Origin of the sequence: Nocardiopsis alba DSM 43377, assembly GCF_000341225.1 — a bacterium.
Lineage (GTDB): Bacteria > Actinomycetota > Actinomycetes > Streptosporangiales > Streptosporangiaceae > Nocardiopsis > Nocardiopsis alba.
This window is the reverse complement of the sequence record NZ_ANAC01000002.1, coordinates 79,864-96,022: the sequence shown is the minus strand read 5'-3', so window position 1 is coordinate 96,022 and position 16,159 is coordinate 79,864. Positions and strand designations below refer to the sequence as shown.

Genomic DNA, 16,159 nt, shown 5'->3' with positions numbered 1-16,159 from the left:
CGCTTAGCGTGGGATCCGATGACGCACTACGCACGGCCCGAGCCCACCGGCGACCCCGCCGACGACGCGGCCACGGGACGGCCTCCCACGTTCACCGCCTGGCTCCGCTCGCGCTCCGACGACGAGCTCACGGCCCTCCTGCGCGCCCGGCCGGACCTGGCCCGACCGGTCCCGACCGATATGGGCGCCCTGGCCCACCGTGCGACCTCGCGCAACGCCGTGCTCCGCGCTCTGGAGCGTCTCGACCGGTTCACCCTCCAGGTCCTGGAGTCCGTGGTCGCCCTCGGCGACGACCGCATGTCCGAACCGGTGGGCACGCTCCCCGTCGACCTCGCCCGCGCTCTCGGTATGACCCCGGCGCGGGGCACCGGGCGTGATCCGCTCGACGACGCCCTGCGCACCCTGGCCTCCCTGGCGCTGGTCTGGCCCGACCGGGGCCGGCTGCGCCCGGTCCAGATCCTGCGCGACCTGCTCCCCCACCCGGCGCGTCTGGGGCCGCCCGCCCGCGTGCCGTTGGCCGCCCTGCCGCATCGTACGGTCGAACGACTGGCCGCCGACCTGGTGCCGCACAGCACCGCCGACTCCCCCGTGGAGGCGGTCGCCACCGCCCTGTCCGACCCCGATCGGATCCGCGGCCTGATCGGCGAGGTCGACGCCTCGGCGCACCGGCTCCTGGACGGGCTCGCCTGGGGGCCGCCCAACGGCACCGTCTCGGACGCCCGCCGGGAGATCACCCTGGCCACGGCCTCCTCCCCGGTCGAGACGCTCATCGCCCGAGGCCTGCTCGTTCCGGTGGGGGACGACACGCTCACCCTTCCCCGCGAGGTCGGCCTGTACCTGCGTTCGGACGTGCTGTTCCGGGACGTGAGCACCGCGCCCCCGCCCTTCGAGGGACGTGCGCGGGACCCCGAGGCCGTGGAACGCGCCGCGGCCGGCCAGGCCTTCGTCGTCCTGCGCGCCATCGAGGAGCTGCTGGAACAGTGGTCCCGGGAGCCCGCGGCGGTCCTGCGCAACGGCGGACTGGGCGTGCGCGATCTACGTCGGGCCGCCCGCACGATGGAGACCGACGACGCCACCGCCGCCCTCTACCTGGAGACGGCCCGCGCCGCCGGGCTGCTCGGCACCGACGACCGGCTGTCCGGCGAATGGCTGCCCACCCGCGAGTTCGATCTGTGGCGGGAGAGCCCGGCCGAACGGCGGTGGCTGCGTCTGGCCCACGCCTGGGCGGGTTCGGACCGGGTGGCCTCCCTGGCCGGCTCTCGCGACTCCGGCGGTCGGGTGCGCAACGTCCTCGGCCCGGGGTTGGTCCGTCCCGCCGCTCCCCAGGTACGCCGCGACGTGCTGATCGAACTCGGTGAGGCCGAGCCCGGTACCTCTCCCGACCCGGCCTCACTGATCGCCCGTCTGGACTGGCGCCACCCCCGGCGTCGCTCTCCGGTGCACACCGAACTGGTGGAGACCGCCCTGACCGAGGCGGCCGCCCTGGGCCTGACCGGCGCGGGCGCCCTCGCCGAGCACACGCGCCCTCTGCTCGTCGACGACGAGGAGAGCGCCGCCGAGATCCTCGCCGCCGGGCTGCCCCGGCCCCTGGACCACGTCCTGGTCCAAGGGGACCTGACCGCCGTGGCCCCGGGCCCGTTGGTGAACGGTCTGGCCCGGGAGCTCGCGCTCACCGCCGACGTGGAGTCCACCGGAGGCGCCACGGTCTACCGCTTCACCGAGGACTCGATCCGCCGGGCCCTGGACGCCGGACGCGGGACCACCGACATCATCGGGATGCTCGAACGTCACTCGCGGACCCCGCTGCCCCAGGCGCTGCGCTACCTGGTCTCCGACGTGGGCCGCAAACACGGCCGGTTGAGGGCGGGCAGCGCCTCCAGCTACCTGCGCTGCGACGAACCCTCGCTGCTCGCCGAACTGGTCGGCGACCGGCGGGCCGCCGACCTCGAACTGGTGGCCCTGGCCCCCACCGTCGTGGTGAGCGGGCTCAATCGGGCGGCGTTGATGGAGCGGCTGGACCGGCTCGGCTACCACCCCGTGGCCGAGAGCGGTGACGGCGCCATGAGCCTGAGCCGACCCGAGGTACGCCGCGCCGAACCGGACACCGACGTCGAGTCCTCGGCCGCCCCGACCTCCGCCGGCATCCGCGCCGCCGTCCGGGCCCTGCGCGCGGGGGACGAGGCCGCGACGGTGGCGAGGGTCCCCGTGCTCCTGCCCGAGGACGGCACGGCCGGGGCCCGCGTCAACGCCTTGGTGGAGGTCCTGGAACGGGCCGCCGCCGACGAGCGCCGCGTGTGGATCGGCTACACCGACACCGACGGCCGTCAGGTCGGCCGGATCGTCGCGCCGGAGCGGATCGACGGCGGTTTCCTCATCGCCTACGACACCACCCGCGACGCGGTCCAACGGTTCGCGCTCCACCGCGTCACCGGCCTGGCCGAACTGGCCGCGGGGGACGACGACGCCTGAGCGCGCGCCCGGACCGCCCCGGGCCTCGCCCGCCCTGACGGGGCCACCCCCTAGAGTGGCGTCTGATCGGTTGGTCCGGACCCGGGAAGAGTCCCACATGAGCAACGCGTCACTGCCCCCTGGAGCCTCGTCCCCCCGCGACCGCGGGCACGAGGACCGTACGCCGAAGGGTCGGGATCGGGCCCCGGAGCGGGAACGGGACGAGGAGCGCGAAGCCTCCTCCCCCACCGCGAACGGGGGCGCCTCCAGTAGTTCCACCATGGCGCTGATCCTGCACTCCATCACCGCCCTGTGCTGCGCCAACTGGATCTTCGGCATCGCCGGAATCACGTTCGCGGTGCGGGCGGCGCACGCGCGGGACCGGGGCCGGCCGGATCAGGCCGAGGTCCTGACCCGCTACTCCTGGTACTGCCTGGGAGCGGCGGGGGTCATGTTCTTCGTGATGGTGATCCTGACCTTCGTGATGTTCACCCAGGCGGGTGACTGGATCCAAGGGATCGTCGACGTGACACAGTACTGACCCCGGATTGGCAGAACCGGGAGGGAGCCGACCGCGTCCGATACGGACGAGACGGGTATGCGACCAGAAACGGCGCGAACGACCCGAACGGGTCGGGCATCGATCGAAAGGAGGCTCGGTGGACCTTGAACGGTGAACCGCACGACCCTCGAGCCTTCTGGACCCGGGAGCCCGCCTCCCTCGCACGCCCGCCCGTCCCCGGGCCGAGCCGCTCCGCGGGCGCTCCTCCGCCCCCTACGGTCGGCCCTCCTCCGCCGTGGACCGCCCCGGTGCCGCCGCGTCGTGCCTCCTTCGACCCCTCCGGACCGCCGCCCCGTGTGGGCGGGGCCGTGGCCGCTCTGGTCGTCGCGCTGCTCACACTGGTGGTACCGATCCTCGGTTTCTCGATGGGGCTCTGGTTCTTCATCGTGCTCGCCAACGTCCCCGGGATCGTCATGGGGGTCATGGCACTGAAGCGCGTACCCGACACCGAGGCCGTCGAGCGATACATCCGCTACACCTGGGGATGCACCTTCGCCTACACCGCCCTGTACGTGGTGTTCGCGATCCCGGTGCTCGTCCTCACCTTCTTCATCCTGCTCCTCGGCATCTGACCGACCCCGTCCGACAGCACACCCCCGGGCCTCAGCGACGCCCGCCCAGTGAAAGCAAGAACCACATATGAGTTACGGTCCCCCACACGACCCCTACGGCGGCCAGGGCCCCGGCTATCCGCCGCCGCCCGGTCACTTCCACTCCCCCTACCCGGTGCCGCCGCCCAAGGGGGGCGCCATCGCGGCGCTGGTCGTCTCCGTCCTCCTGGTGATCTCCTGCTACGGGATCTTCGCCGCGGTCGGTCTGATCTTCTCGATCATGGCCGTCAGCGAGCAGTACGACCACGAGAAGGTCTCCCGGTTCACCCGCTACGCGTGGATCGCCAACGGCGTCGTCATCGGGCTCCTGGTGCTGTTCTTCGTGGGCATCATCGTGTTCGCCGTCCTGACGTCGTGACACCCCGACGGGCATGATCGGGCGGCCTCCGGTGTTGCATCTGGGGTCGCCCCTCGTCCACCGTCCCTCGGAAGGTCCCGCGTGTCCTGTTTGATCGTCCAATCCGACAAGACCCTGCTCCTGGAGATCGACCACGAGTCGGCCTCCGAGTGCCGCCGCGCCATCGCCCCGTTCGCCGAACTGGAGCGCGCCCCCGAGCACGTGCACACCTATCGGATCACCCCGCTGGCGCTGTGGAACGCGCGCGCGGCGGGACACGACGCCGAACAGGTCGTGGACGCCCTCATCCGGTTCTCCCGCTTCCCGGTACCTCACTCCCTGCTCGTGGACATCGCCGAGACGATGGACCGGTACGGCCGGCTCACCCTGGTCGGCGACCCGGTCCACGGACTGGTCCTGGAGTCCTCGGACCGCGCGGTCCTGGAGGAGGTCGTCCGCGCCAAGAAGCTCAAGGGCATGTTGGGCGAACGGCTGAGCGAGGACTCCGTCGCCGTGCACCCCAGCGAGCGGGGCAACCTCAAACAGGCCCTGCTGAAGATCGGCTGGCCCGCCGAGGACCTGGCCGGATACGTCGACGGCGAGGCCCACGCCATCGAACTGGCCGACGGCGACTGGGAGCTGCGCGGCTACCAGCGCGAGGCCGCCGAGAGTTTCCACGCCGGCGGCTCGGGCGTGGTGGTCCTGCCCTGCGGCGCGGGCAAGACGATCGTCGGCGCCGCCGCCATGGCGATGACCGGCGCCACCACCCTCATCCTGGTCACCAACACGGTGTCGGTCCACCAGTGGAAGACGGAGCTGCTGCGTCGCACCTCCCTCACCGAGGACGAGATCGGCGAGTACTCGGGAACCCGCAAGGAGATCCGGCCGGTCACCATCGCCACCTACCAGGTGATGGCCGCCCGCCGTAAGGGCGTCTACACGCACCTGGAGCTGTTCGACGCCAAGGACTGGGGGCTGGTGGTCTACGACGAGGTCCACCTGCTGCCCGCGCCGATCTTCCGGATGACCGCCGACCTTCAGGCCCGACGCCGTCTAGGGCTCACCGCGACCCTGGTCCGCGAGGACGGCCGCGAAGGCGACGTGTTCTCGCTCATCGGCCCCAAACGCTACGACGCGCCGTGGAAGGACATGGAGAACCAGGGCTGGATCGCCCCCGCGGACTGCGTGGAGGTCCGGGTCGACCTGACCGAGTCCGAACGGCTCGCCTACGCGACCGCCGAACCCGAGGACCGCTACCGGTTCTGCGCCTCCTCCGAGACCAAGACCTCGGTGGTGCGCGAGATCGTGGAACGCCACTCCGCGGAACAGGTGCTGGTCATCGGCTCCTACATCGACCAGCTCGACGAGCTCGGCGAACGTCTGGGCGCCCCCGTCATCAAGGGCGAGACCCGCAACAAGGAGCGTGAACGTCTCTTCGACGCCTTCCGCTCCGGAGAGCTGCGCACCCTGGTGGTGTCCAAGGTCGCCAACTTCTCGATCGACCTCCCCGAGGCCGGCGTCGCCGTGCAGGTGTCGGGCTCCTTCGGCTCACGCCAAGAGGAGGCCCAGCGCCTGGGCCGGGTACTGCGCCCGAAGGCCGACGGCCGCACCGCCCGCTTCTACGCGGTGGTCGCCCGCGACACCCTCGACCAGGACTACGCGGCCCACCGGCAGCGCTTCCTCGCCGAACAGGGCTACGCGTACCGGATCACCGACGCCTCCGACCTCCTGGCCGGCGACGAGAGCTGAGGAGATGTTCGGGCGGCCCCGTGGTGAGGTAGAAGACCGCGTGGCCGTCGCCACGGGGGGGTTGAGGTAGGAGATCGAGCGGCGGGTCACACCCCTGGGGGTGAAGGTGGGAGTCCGCACCCTCCGGTACCCCAGGGGGTCGCTCCACACGGTCTCCTACCTCGCCACGGGGGGTTGCCCGTTCGGGCGCCGGGAGTGTTCTGCAAGACGAGTCAAGCCGCCCGCGAGGAACGAGCCAGGCGTAGACGAGGATGAAGAACGCTCCCTCTTAGGGCGCCCGAACACGCGCCGAAGCGCCAGCGGAGGCGCAAAGCAAACACTTTCGGGCCCTAGCCACAGCAGGGTGTAACGGCCGCACACCCTCCCACACCAACCCCAGGGGGGTGAGGTAGGAGATCGTGTGACCGTCACCCCAGGGGGTCGGGGTAGGGGTTCGGGCGCCCGAACCCCCGGTCACAGGGAGGGCAGGACCCCGATGACGTAGGTGCCGGCGGCGATCCCCCAGGCGACGAGGGAGTAGCCCAGGGTCCGGGCGCGCAGTTCGCGATCGCCTCGGACCGAGGCGGCGGTGAAGGCCGCCACCAGGAGCGCCAGACCGAGGAGTGCGGGGATCACCGAGGCCAGCGCGAAGAGCTGGGACTGGGCGGCGCACGCGGCGTATCCGGGACTGCCGGGATCACCACAGAACACGTCGTCCCCCGATCAGATCGTTCATGTGGTCGTTCACCCCCGACCGTACCGTTTCGGCGAGGCCGGATCGCCGCCGTCCTCGACCGGATCGCGGGTTGCGGGTCGTCGAGGCCGTGCGGGGCCGGCGGTGAGGCCCGTATCACCTCAAGGTCTTTACACGAGGGGCCTTCGTGTCCAATCATGAGGGCGGCGCGCCTCGAAGTCCTCCCCCCTCCACCCCTCGCACGGAGGTGCACATGGCTCCGACACCGACCCCCTCGTCCGTCCGCCGCTCCGGTTTCCGCTCTCTCGGTCAGGGCGGTCTGAACTGGGACTCCCTGCCACTACGGCTCTTCGTCAAGGGCAACGCGAGGTTCTGGGACCCCGCCGACATCGACCTCTCCCGCGACGCCGAGGACTGGGAGCGACTCGACGAAGAGGCGCGCACCCGTCTTCTGCGTCTGTGCGCCCTCTTCGCCGCGGGCGAGGAGGCCGTCACCGAGGACATCCAGCCCTTCCTGCGCGCCATGGCCGCCGAGGGGCGACTGGGCGACGAGATGTACCTGACACAGTTCGCCTTCGAGGAGGCCCGGCACGTCCAGGCCTTCCGACTGTGGCTCGACGCGATCGGGGTCCGGGACGACCTGCACGGATACGTCGACACCAACCCGGGCTACCGGGCCCTGTTCTACGAGGAACTGCCCGCCTCGATGGAGGCCCTGCTCGACGATCCGAGCCCTCGCAACCAGGTGCGCGCCTCGGTCACCTACAACCACGTCATCGAGGGCTCGCTGGCTTTGACGGGCTACTACGCGTGGAACCACGTGTGCACCGTGCGCGACATCCTCCCCGGGATGCGACGGATCATCCGACTGATCGGCGACGACGAGCGGCGGCACATGGCCTGGGGCACCTTCACCTGTCGGCGTCACGTGGCCGCGGACGACGCCTGCTGGGGCGTGGTGCACGAACGGCTGGAGGAGCTGCTCCCCCACGTGCTGAGCACCGTCGAACACGGCGACACCCCGTCGCGGGATCCGCAGGTCCGGCGTTACGAGCTCCCTCCCGGCCGGCTCATCGAGTACGCCGCCGATCGTGCGACCCGCAGACTGGGCGCCATCGAGGCGGCCCGGGGCGTGCCGTTGGAGCGGATCGATCTGGACGCCTCACCCCTGGAGTTGGAGGAGCGCTTCGGCGACGAGGATCAGGCCGCCATGGCCTCTCCGACCCCCTGAGCTGAACCCCGAAGCCCCGTTATTCCGGGTTCACCCTGGCCGGATTAGGTCCCGACCGCCCAGTGTCCGACCGTGGGTCGGCGGGCAGGCCATCCCCTACCCCGCCGAAGAAACGTACGAATCGCACACCTGACGGGAGACCCACCATGTTCTTCGATCCCACCGTCGTGGCCCGCTACACCGCCGAGGACGTACGGCAGACGCACACCTTCCACGATGGGGAGGCGTTCGTCGGCTACGTCGCCGACCGGCGGGAGGGCTCCCCCATGGGGCTGGCCTTCGTGCACTTCGAGGCGGGCGTGAACTTCGACTTCTCCTGGCCCTACGACGAACTGTCCGTGGTCACCGAGGGCCGGCTGACCGTCCGGACCGCCGAAGGGGTGATCTCCGCGGGCCCGGGTCAGATCCTGAATCAGCCGCGCGGCGTGCCCGGCACGTTCGAGATCGAGGAGCGGCTCCGGATGGTCTGCGTCCACCACCCCACCTTCCAGGAGGCCGTCGGGGTGTCGGTGGAGGAGTTCGGGGCGCTGTCCGAGCGGGACGAGGAGCCCGACATGTCCGCTTCGCCGCGTGGTCCCGAGCACTCAGGCGGCTTCTTCGACCCCACGATCATGCAGGTGTTCGATTCGGACGACCTCACCGACTGGGTCACCGTGGACGAGGTTTCACGCGCCTACGTGGGATACGTCGCGGATCGGGAGCAGGGCTCGCCCATGGGCATCGCCTTCTCCCGGTTCGGGCGGGGCGGCGTCTTCGACCTCGTCTTCCCCTATGACGAGGCCGCCGTGATCACCAAGGGGCGGGTCACGGTCGAGAGCGCCGGCTCCTCCTTCACGGTGCTCCCGGGAGAGCTGCTGTACATGCCCGCGAACACCTCGGCCGTGTTCAGGTTGGAGGAGGACACCGAGGCCGTCGGCGTGCACCACCCGACCTTCGAGGAGGCGTTCGGGCACCCGCCGCACCGGTCGTGACCCGGGGGCACGGGGCACGCGCCCTCGTGTGTCACTTGCCTTCGCGCAGGACCAGGTCGATGGCGATGGAGGAGGCGATCACGAGGGTGCGGAGCGGCTCGGGCAGCGAGGGGTAACGGTGGTGCAGCGCGTAGCTGTCGGCCGCGGTGAAGATCTCCCCGAGGTCGGGAAGCTTACGGTCGACCCGGGCGACCTCGTGTTCGGCGTGATCCTTGATCCGGAAGTCGTATCCGATGAAGTCGCCCTCGATGCTGCCGACGGGCCTCTTCCAGGGGTCCATGAGGGTGAACCTGGATCCGAAGAACTTGAAGTCCTGTTCGATGGAGCCCACCGGACGCCCGTCCGGCAGATTCACGCTGGTGGAGGCGGTCATCCAGGACCAGTGCTTCTGGATGACCAACCGCGTGTGCCCGTGCATGTCGTCGACGTGTACGAGGCGCGCGAACCCGCCGGTGTTCTTGGCCATGAAACGGAGCACCTGCATGCCTCCGTCCGCGCCCTGCTCCTTGACCCTCGCGATCGGACGCCCGTGGGGGTCGAAGACCTCGTAGTCGGAGACGTCGGTGAAGTAGCGCTTGGGCTGTCTCACCAGGAGAGGGTTGGCGTTGAAGATGTCCATGAGGAGGGATTTTAGGGCGTGTCCTCCGAGCGCCAGAGCTCGCGTCGACCCCTTTCCGCCTCCAAGGCGATCCGCCCGAACGGCTCGGTCCTCCACGTGCCGTTCTCACGGTGGTTGGAGTAGAGGGCGTCGCCCTCGCGGGAGAGCACGTGGAGCGAGTCGACCAGGTGGTGGGTCTCCAGGAACTCGATGGTGTTGGGGACCCCCAGGTAGAAACGGTCGTGGTGGAGTTCCGGCAGCCATCGGCCGAACCCCTGGTCGCGGGTGGCGCGGGCGTGCCGGTCCAGGATCGCGAAGCGGCTGTTGGAGGCGTGAGTGGCGACGAAGGCGACCTCGACCCGGTAGCCGGCCTCCTTGAACCCGGAGACCCAGGCGGAGGCCCAGTCCGCGCGGCCCAGCGGGTGGCTGCACACCACGTCGAAGCGGCCCGTGCGCACATGCTCCATCGCCCGTCCGTGGAGGGCGCCCACCTGGTGGGAGACGGAGGTGGAGGCGGTCCTGTCGTCGGCGCTCATGGCCCACTCGTAGTCGGGTGACAGGCGCAGCAGGTCGTCCCCGTCGTAGCTCACCGTCCCCTCCGGCAGGGCGGGCAGGATCGAGCGTTGGAGCGTGCTCTTGCCCGATCCGGGCTGGCCGCCGAACAGCAGCAGGCGGGGATGTTCGCGTGGGACCCCGGTGAGCCGGTCGCGCAGGGCGACGCCGAAGAGGGTGTCCAGGTCGTCCTCCGACAGCGCGCGCCGCAGGTCCGCGGGTGTGGCCCCGGCGGGGGCGCGCACGGGCTCGGCCCGCAGCGCGGCGATGAGGTCGGGCAGTTCCGCGGCCGCCCGTGCGAGTTCCTCGGTGGTGAGGAAGGGCAGTCGGGCCTCCTCCTCGAGGAGGGACGTGGCGCGTTCGAGGAGGTCGGGGGAGCTCTCCCGGCGAGAGAGACAGGCGCCGATGGCGGCGCTGTAGAGGTTGTGGACGCGTTCGATCAGTTCGCGTCGCGCGGGGCTCAGGGGCGGAACACGTCCGCCCGCGCTCTCCCCGAGAAGGGGGGTCGACCCGTTCGCCGTGGTCTCGTCGGAGAGGTCGGGGCCGAGGCCCGGACCGGTACCGGTGCTGGAGGAGGTCATGTGCGTCCGCTCTCGCTGTGGCCTGCCTGTCCGCGCGGTCCTACGGGTACGAGCGACCGCCGGCATCCACGGATCGTAGTGCCTGGGATCACCTCGAAGCGGCGCTTCGACCGTTTCTCCACCGTCCTAAAGTGGCCACATGTCTTCCACTCCGACCTCCACCTCCGGCGTCTCCGGATCTCCCTCGGTCATCGACGCCCTCTCCTGGGTCCACATCGAGAACGGCCGCCTGTTGTGCGTGCGTTCGCGGAACCGCGACCGGCTGTACCTGCCCGGCGGTAAGCGTGAGCCGGGCGAGAGCGATGAGGCCGCCGTGGCCCGGGAGACTCGGGAGGAGGTCAGCGTGTCCCTGCGTCCGGGAACGTTCGAGCGGATCGCGGAGATCGACCAGGTCGCCCACGATCAGCCCGAGGGCACCCGGGTGCGGCTGATCTGCTTCACCGCCGAGTACGACGGCGAGATCGCCGCGGACAACGAGGTCGGCGAGCTGGCCTGGGTCGGGTACGCCGACCGCGCCCTGTGCGCCCCCGCCGTCCGTGACCTGGTCGACCTTCTCCACGAGCGAGGCCTGCTCACCTGATCCGTTACCGAGGGGCCGTGGAAGACCCCTTCCACGGCCTCTCGGCGTTCCACCCTCGGTTCTCCATACTTCTTCAGGCGTACCGAAGGTTCCATGTGTACCATTGGGACCATGAGCGAGATGCAGGTGGAGTCCATTCGTCAGGTGCGTGATCACATCGCCGACGTCGTCGATCGTGCCGACAGGGAGGACTCACCGACCGTGATCACCAGACGCGGGAGAGAGGTCGCCGCCGTCGTCCCCATCGACCTCCTGCGCAGATATCAGCAACTGGAAGAGCAGGAGATCATGCGCATGGTGCGTGAGCGCATGAACAACCCCGAACCCGGGATCCCGATGGAAGAGGTCATGGCGGAGATCTTGGACGGCCCCGAGTGAGCTACCGAACCGTCTTTCGACCGGAAGCCCGCTCGGAACTCCGCAAGCTTCCACGCAATGTCGCCATGACGGTGTTCCGCAAGCTCACGGAACTGGAGCGGGACCCTCTGGGGTTCGGCACCACGGCGCTGGTGGGAGCCCCCGAGATCCGCCGTCTACGAGTGGGCGATCATCGGGTCGTCTACACCGTGGAGAACGAGAAGCTCATCATCTGGGTGGTGCACGTCGGACACCGCTCCAGCGTGTACGACCGACCCCTCCCGTGATCTCGACTCACCGACCGGCCGAGGAGTCTCTCGGCGCCTGGTCCGGGACCTTCTCGGACCAGGTGCCGGTGTCGCGCAGGAGCATCATGGTGGTGAGCAGCCCGAGCACGAGCGGGAGCATGAAGACGGTCCCCATGACCGTGTCCAGGTCGCTCACCTCGAACAGCCCCCAGTTGAGCAGGCCCTGGGCCCCGACCTGGAAGGCCAGGTGGAAGCCCACACAGGCCCAGAGGTTCCCGGTGACCAGCCTGATACAGCCGAGCACCAACGCCACCCCGATGAACAGCGGCAGCCGTTCGACGAGCACGCCCCAGCCCTGGGAGAACACCCACAGACCGGCCCCCCACAGGCCGAAGAGCACCGCCTGGCCCAGGACGGCCGCCCAGCCCGACATCACGGTGTTGAGGTTGCGGAAGAGGTGACCGCGGAAGATCAGCTCCTCGGGAAGCGCCTCATAGAGCAGTACCAGGACGACCACCATCATCAGGGAGAACACGACCTCCGCCGTGGGTGCGCTCGGGGTGATCGTCACCCCCAGGGCGAGACAGACCCCCAGGCCCAGTGAGGCGGGGAGCAGCCACGAGGCCAGGCCCACGAGGAAGGGGCGCCAGGCCTCGCGCGGCCCGGTCAGGCGCAGGCCCTCCCAGGGGCGACGGTCCAGGAACCTGCGGGCCGCCCAGACCATCGGCACCGCCAGGGCGAAGGCCACCAGGGCGTTCATCCAGTGGGCGAGGTTGCCGGAGTCACCGGCCTCGATGGGCGACAGGTCGTTGAGGGCCGCCAGCGAGTACCAGATCAGCGCGGCCGCCATCGTGACGGCGGTGATCCTCAGGAGCAGCGGGGGTCGTGCGGGGCCGTCGGTCCGGTTCGCGCGGGGGATGTTCGGGTCCATGCCTCCAGCGTCTCCGCCCGTGTCCGTTCGGCACATCGGGGAACACCCCGAAAGCTCCCCTGACGCCCTTCCTCCCCCTCCCTACGGGAGGCGAGAAAATAGGTGGATTCTCTCGGATCCGCTGGTTAGAGTCCCTGAACGTGCGCGTTCTTCCCCAGCCTCCGGGCGTCCCCGACCACCGTTCGGCCGACCGATACCTGCTCTGGCTCGCCCGTTCCGAGTGGCGGTCGATCACCTGGGCGGGTGTGACCTGCGCCGTCTACAACCTGGGCGGCGTCATGGTCGCCACCCTGCTCGGCATGGCCCTGGACTCCGCTCTGACCGCCGGCGACCCGCGTTCGCTGTGGACGTGGTTCGCGGGCATCACCCTGTGCGCGCTCGTCACCGCGGCCGTCGTTCCGCTCTACGAGCGCGCCTCCTGCTTCAACTGGTACACCTCGGCCTACCGGACGGTGCAGGTGGTCACCGCGCGCGCCGCGCGGCTGGGCCCCACCCTGACCCGGCGACTGCCCTCCGGCGAGGTGGTGGCGGTGGGCACCGACGACATCGACCGGATCGGCGACCTGTACGAGCGGTCCGGTCTGGCGATCAGCGCCGTCACGACGATGGCGGCGATCAGCGCCCTCATGTTGTCCTCGCACGTCACCTTCGGTCTGATCGTGCTCGTGGCGGTGCCGGTGATCGTCCTGGGCATCGGTCCGCTGCTGCGTCCCTTCGCCCGGCGCAAGACGCGGCACCGTGACCGGCAGGCCGAGCTGGCCACCCAGGCCACCGACCTGGTCTCCGGCCTGCGCGTGCTGCGCGGGGTCGGCGGCGAGCGGACCGTGGGCGGACGCTATCGGGAGGAGTCCCGCCGGGTCAGGGACGCCGGGGTCCGGGTCGGCTGGTGGGAGGCCTCCCTCCAGGCGGTCCGCGAGCTGTATCCGGGTCTGCTGCTGGTGGGGATCGTCTGGTACGGCGCCCGTCTGGCCCTGACCGGTGAGCTCACCATCGGACAGTTGGTCGCCTTCTACGGCTACACCGGTTCCCTGGCCGTCGCCCTGCGGCACCTGATGGAGTTCCTGTCGATGCTGGTCTCCGCGCGGGTGTCGGCGGCCAGGGCCACCCGGGTGCTGGCCCTGGAGCACGACCTTCCAGAGCCCGAGACCCCGGTCGCGGGCCCCGAGGGCCCCTACGACCTGCGCGATCCGGACAGCGGCGTGGTGATCGGTCATGGCCGGGTCACCGCGGTGGTCTGCGCCGATCCGGACGACGCGACGCTGGTCATCGAACGGTTGGGGCGCTACCACGACGGCGAGGGCCCCGGCGCGGAGATGGTGGAGCACACCGGCGGCCGGACCGTGCGGCTGCGCGACCTTCCGCTGCGCGAGACCCGACGTCGTGTCCTGGTCGCCGCCAACGATGCCCATCTCTTCTCCGGTCCTCTGCGCGAGGAGCTCGCCCCCGACGGCGGGCTGCCCGAGGAACGTCTGACCGAGGTGGTCCGGGCGGCCGCCGCCGAGGACGTGCTGCGCCGTTCCCCCGCCGGGTTCGACGCCGTGCTGACCGAGCGTGGGCGCGAGTACTCGGGCGGGCAGCAGCAGCGTCTACGGCTGGCGCGGGCCCTGGCCCAGGACCCCGAGGTACTGATCCTGGTCGAGCCGGCGTCCGCCGTCGACGCGCACTCCGAGGCCGCGATCGCCGAACGGCTGCCCGCCGAGCGCGCGGGTCGGGCCACCGCCCTGGTCACCACCAGCCCGCTGTTGCTGGACCACGCCGACCACGTCCAGTTCGTCGAGGACGGCCGTGTGAGCGCGGAGGGGACCCACCGGGAGCTGCTCGCCCTCGCGCCCCGCTACTCCGATACCGTCCTGCGCACCGCCGGGGAGATGGCATGATCCCGACCACCGACCGCCCGCTCATCAGCGGCCCCGACGATCCGGTGTTCGGTCCCGCCTCCGATCAGGAGGCGTCCGGGCTCCCGGTCGCTCCGGCCCCCGTGGTCTGGGCCCGGCTGCGCAGGGCCGTCCGCGAGCACGGTCGGACCCTGCTGGCGGTCGTGCTCCTGTACGGCTGCGCGACGGCCTCCGCGGTCGCCGCCCCATGGGTGCTCGGAAGGATCATCGACGAGGTGCGGGCCGGCGCGGACGCCGGGCGGATCGACCTGATGGCGTTGATCGTCATCGGGGCGCTCGTGCTCAACGCCGGGTTCGTCCTGGTGTCGGTGGCCCTGTCCATCCGTTTCGGTGAGGGCCTGCTGGCCGAGCTCCGTGAGGAGTTCGTGGAGTCCACACTGCGTCTGCCCCTGGGCACGGTGGAGCGCGCGGGCACGGGCGACCTGGTCTCGCGTACCGGGCGTGACATCGGCACGCTCGGGTTCATGGTGCGCCACGCGGTCCCGGTCATGGCGGTGAGCACGGCGACCGTGGTGGTCGTGCTCGTGGCGCTGGCCCTGGTGCACCCGGCCCTGCCGTTGGCCTGGCTGCCGACGGTCCTGATCGTCGCCGTGACCACGCGCTGGTACGGGCGTCGGGCGCCGGCCGGTTACCTCCGCGAGATGGAGACCTACTCCGACCTGACCCAGGGGGTGGCCGACACCGTCGAGGGGGCGCACACCCTGGAGGCACTCGGTCGACAGGAGCGGCAGGACGCCCATAACGACCGGCGTGTGCACCGTTCCTACCTGATCGAGCGGTACACCCTGTGGCTGCGCTGCGTGTGGTTCCCGCCGTTGGAGTTCGCCTATCAGCTGGCGGCGGCCTTGACCTTCCTCCTGGCGGGCTACCTGTACATCAACGAGGTGATCTCCCTCGGCCAGATCGCCACCGCCGTCTTCCTGGCCGTGCAGATGACCCGGCCGGTGGACCAGCTGGTCGACCAGATCGACATCCTGATGTTGGGGTTCACCAGCCTTCGCCGCCTGCTCGGGGTGCGGATGGTCGAGGAGGAGACGCCCGTACCGGTCCCGGCCGAGAAGGACGCCCCCGGCACGGCCCGTCTCCGCGAGGTCCGGTTCGGCTACACCCCCGACACCGAGGTACTGCACGGGGTGGACCTCGACCTGCGCCCCGGTGAACGGCTCGCGATGGTCGGTCCCAGCGGCGCCGGCAAGTCCACCCTCGGCAAGCTGTTGGCGGGGGTGCACGCGCCGACCTCCGGAAGCGTCCGGGTCGGCGGGGTCGATCTATCCGGTCTCTCCCCCGAGGAGCGGAGGGAGCGGGCGATCCTGCTGAGTCAGGAGAGCCACGTGTTCCGGGGGACGATCGCGGAGAACCTGGCGTTGTCGCTGGACCGTTCCGACGTGGACCGGGACCGGATGTGGCGGGCGCTGGCAGCCGTGGACGCCGACGCCTGGGTGCGTTCCCTGCCCGACGGGTTGGACACCGAGGTGGGTTCGGGGCGCGACCCACTGGACCCGGCCCACGTACAGCAGTTGGCGCTGGCCCGGGTGGTGCTGGCCGACCCGCAGGTCCTGGTCCTGGACGAGGCGACCTCGTCGATCGACCCGCGTTCGGCCCGCCGGTTGGAGAGTTCCCTGGCCGGGGTGCTGGAGGGCCGTACCGTGGTGGCGATCGCGCACCGGTTGTACACCGCCCACGACGCCGACCGGATCGCCGTGGTCGAGGGCGGCGGCGTCGCCGAGCTGGGCACCCACGACGAACTGCTCGCCCTGGGCGGTTCGTACGCGGACCTGTGGCACGCCTGGCACGGTGAGGCCCGGCCGACCGGCTGAGGGACCGGCCCGGAAAAA

General features: G+C 70.7%; 16 protein-coding genes. 12 read left to right on the top strand and 4 right to left on the bottom strand.

Annotated features, from left to right (window positions below):
- The first annotated feature begins 18 nt into the window (after positions 1-18).
- The 5 genes from D451_RS0102070 to D451_RS0102050 all read left to right on the top strand — a co-directional run bounded on the left by D451_RS0102070 (position 19) and on the right by D451_RS0102050 (position 5,707).
- On the top strand, positions 19-2,469 hold the full coding sequence (locus D451_RS0102070; protein ID WP_017533248.1) for a helicase-associated domain-containing protein: 2,451 nt from the start codon (positions 19-21) through the stop codon (positions 2,467-2,469).
- A gap of 97 nt (positions 2,470-2,566) precedes the next feature.
- On the top strand, positions 2,567-2,989 hold the full coding sequence (locus D451_RS0102065) for a hypothetical protein (protein ID WP_014913049.1): 423 nt from the start codon (positions 2,567-2,569) through the stop codon (positions 2,987-2,989).
- 269 nt (positions 2,990-3,258) lie between these two features.
- The gene (locus D451_RS0102060) at positions 3,259-3,582 is read left to right on the top strand and encodes a hypothetical protein (protein WP_014911761.1); all 324 of its coding nucleotides are present in this window, start codon (positions 3,259-3,261) and stop codon (positions 3,580-3,582) included.
- Positions 3,583-3,649: 67 nt separating this feature from the next.
- Complete coding sequence (locus D451_RS0102055; protein WP_017533247.1) at positions 3,650-3,979, top strand: hypothetical protein; 330 nt, start codon at positions 3,650-3,652, stop codon at positions 3,977-3,979.
- An 81-nt stretch (positions 3,980-4,060) separates the two neighbouring features.
- Positions 4,061-5,707, top strand: coding sequence for a DNA repair helicase XPB (locus D451_RS0102050; RefSeq protein WP_017533246.1), 1,647 nt, complete (start codon positions 4,061-4,063; stop codon positions 5,705-5,707).
- A 453-nt stretch (positions 5,708-6,160) separates the two neighbouring features.
- Here the strand turns inward: D451_RS0102050 and D451_RS0102045 are convergent, their stop codons facing one another.
- Positions 6,161-6,397 (bottom strand): hypothetical protein, encoded by a 237-nt coding sequence (locus D451_RS0102045; RefSeq protein ID WP_014910570.1) that lies wholly within the window; start codon positions 6,395-6,397, stop codon positions 6,161-6,163.
- Between the two features lie 236 nt (positions 6,398-6,633).
- Here D451_RS0102045 and D451_RS0102040 point away from each other — a divergent pair, with 236 nt between their 5' ends.
- Positions 6,634-7,611: a R2-like ligand-binding oxidase gene (locus tag D451_RS0102040; RefSeq protein WP_017533245.1), complete on the top strand. Its 978-nt coding sequence runs from the start codon at positions 6,634-6,636 to the stop codon at positions 7,609-7,611.
- 146 nt (positions 7,612-7,757) lie between these two features.
- Complete coding sequence (locus D451_RS0102035) at positions 7,758-8,582, top strand: cupin domain-containing protein (protein ID WP_017533244.1); 825 nt, start codon at positions 7,758-7,760, stop codon at positions 8,580-8,582.
- 31 nt (positions 8,583-8,613) lie between these two features.
- Here D451_RS0102035 and D451_RS0102030 read toward each other — a convergent pair whose 3' ends face one another.
- Together D451_RS0102030 and D451_RS0102025 are read right to left on the bottom strand one after the other, a co-directional pair.
- On the bottom strand, positions 8,614-9,201 hold the full coding sequence (locus D451_RS0102030) for an LURP-one-related/scramblase family protein (RefSeq protein WP_014909456.1): 588 nt from the start codon (positions 9,199-9,201) through the stop codon (positions 8,614-8,616).
- Between the two features lie 11 nt (positions 9,202-9,212).
- Complete coding sequence (locus tag D451_RS0102025) at positions 9,213-10,313, bottom strand: zeta toxin family protein (RefSeq protein WP_017533243.1); 1,101 nt, start codon at positions 10,311-10,313, stop codon at positions 9,213-9,215.
- A gap of 139 nt (positions 10,314-10,452) precedes the next feature.
- On the opposite strand from D451_RS0102025, the gene D451_RS0102020 reads away from it, so the two are divergent.
- The 3 genes from D451_RS0102020 (at position 10,453) to D451_RS0102010 (ending at position 11,537) form a co-directional block, all read left to right on the top strand.
- A complete protein-coding gene (locus D451_RS0102020; protein ID WP_017533242.1) occupies positions 10,453-10,893 on the top strand; it encodes an NUDIX hydrolase in 441 nt (146 codons plus the stop codon).
- A 111-nt stretch (positions 10,894-11,004) separates the two neighbouring features.
- Positions 11,005-11,271, top strand: coding sequence for a type II toxin-antitoxin system Phd/YefM family antitoxin (locus D451_RS0102015; protein WP_017533241.1), 267 nt, complete (start codon positions 11,005-11,007; stop codon positions 11,269-11,271).
- The gene (locus D451_RS0102010) at positions 11,268-11,537 is read left to right on the top strand and encodes a type II toxin-antitoxin system RelE family toxin (RefSeq protein ID WP_017533240.1); all 270 of its coding nucleotides are present in this window, start codon (positions 11,268-11,270) and stop codon (positions 11,535-11,537) included. The genes D451_RS0102015 and D451_RS0102010 overlap by 4 nt, the downstream gene beginning before the upstream one ends.
- Positions 11,538-11,544: 7 nt before the next feature.
- On the opposite strand, the gene D451_RS0102005 is transcribed toward D451_RS0102010, so the two are convergent.
- Positions 11,545-12,429: a CPBP family intramembrane glutamic endopeptidase gene (locus D451_RS0102005; protein WP_017533239.1), complete on the bottom strand. Its 885-nt coding sequence runs from the start codon at positions 12,427-12,429 to the stop codon at positions 11,545-11,547.
- 140 nt (positions 12,430-12,569) lie between these two features.
- Between D451_RS0102005 and D451_RS0102000 the strand changes: the two genes are divergently transcribed.
- Positions 12,570-14,306 (top strand): ABC transporter ATP-binding protein, encoded by a 1,737-nt coding sequence (locus D451_RS0102000; RefSeq protein WP_017533238.1) that lies wholly within the window; start codon positions 12,570-12,572, stop codon positions 14,304-14,306.
- On the top strand, positions 14,303-16,141 hold the full coding sequence (locus D451_RS0101995; RefSeq protein WP_017533237.1) for an ABC transporter ATP-binding protein: 1,839 nt from the start codon (positions 14,303-14,305) through the stop codon (positions 16,139-16,141). The genes D451_RS0102000 and D451_RS0101995 overlap by 4 nt, the downstream gene beginning before the upstream one ends.
- The last annotated feature ends 18 nt before the right edge of the window (positions 16,142-16,159 follow it).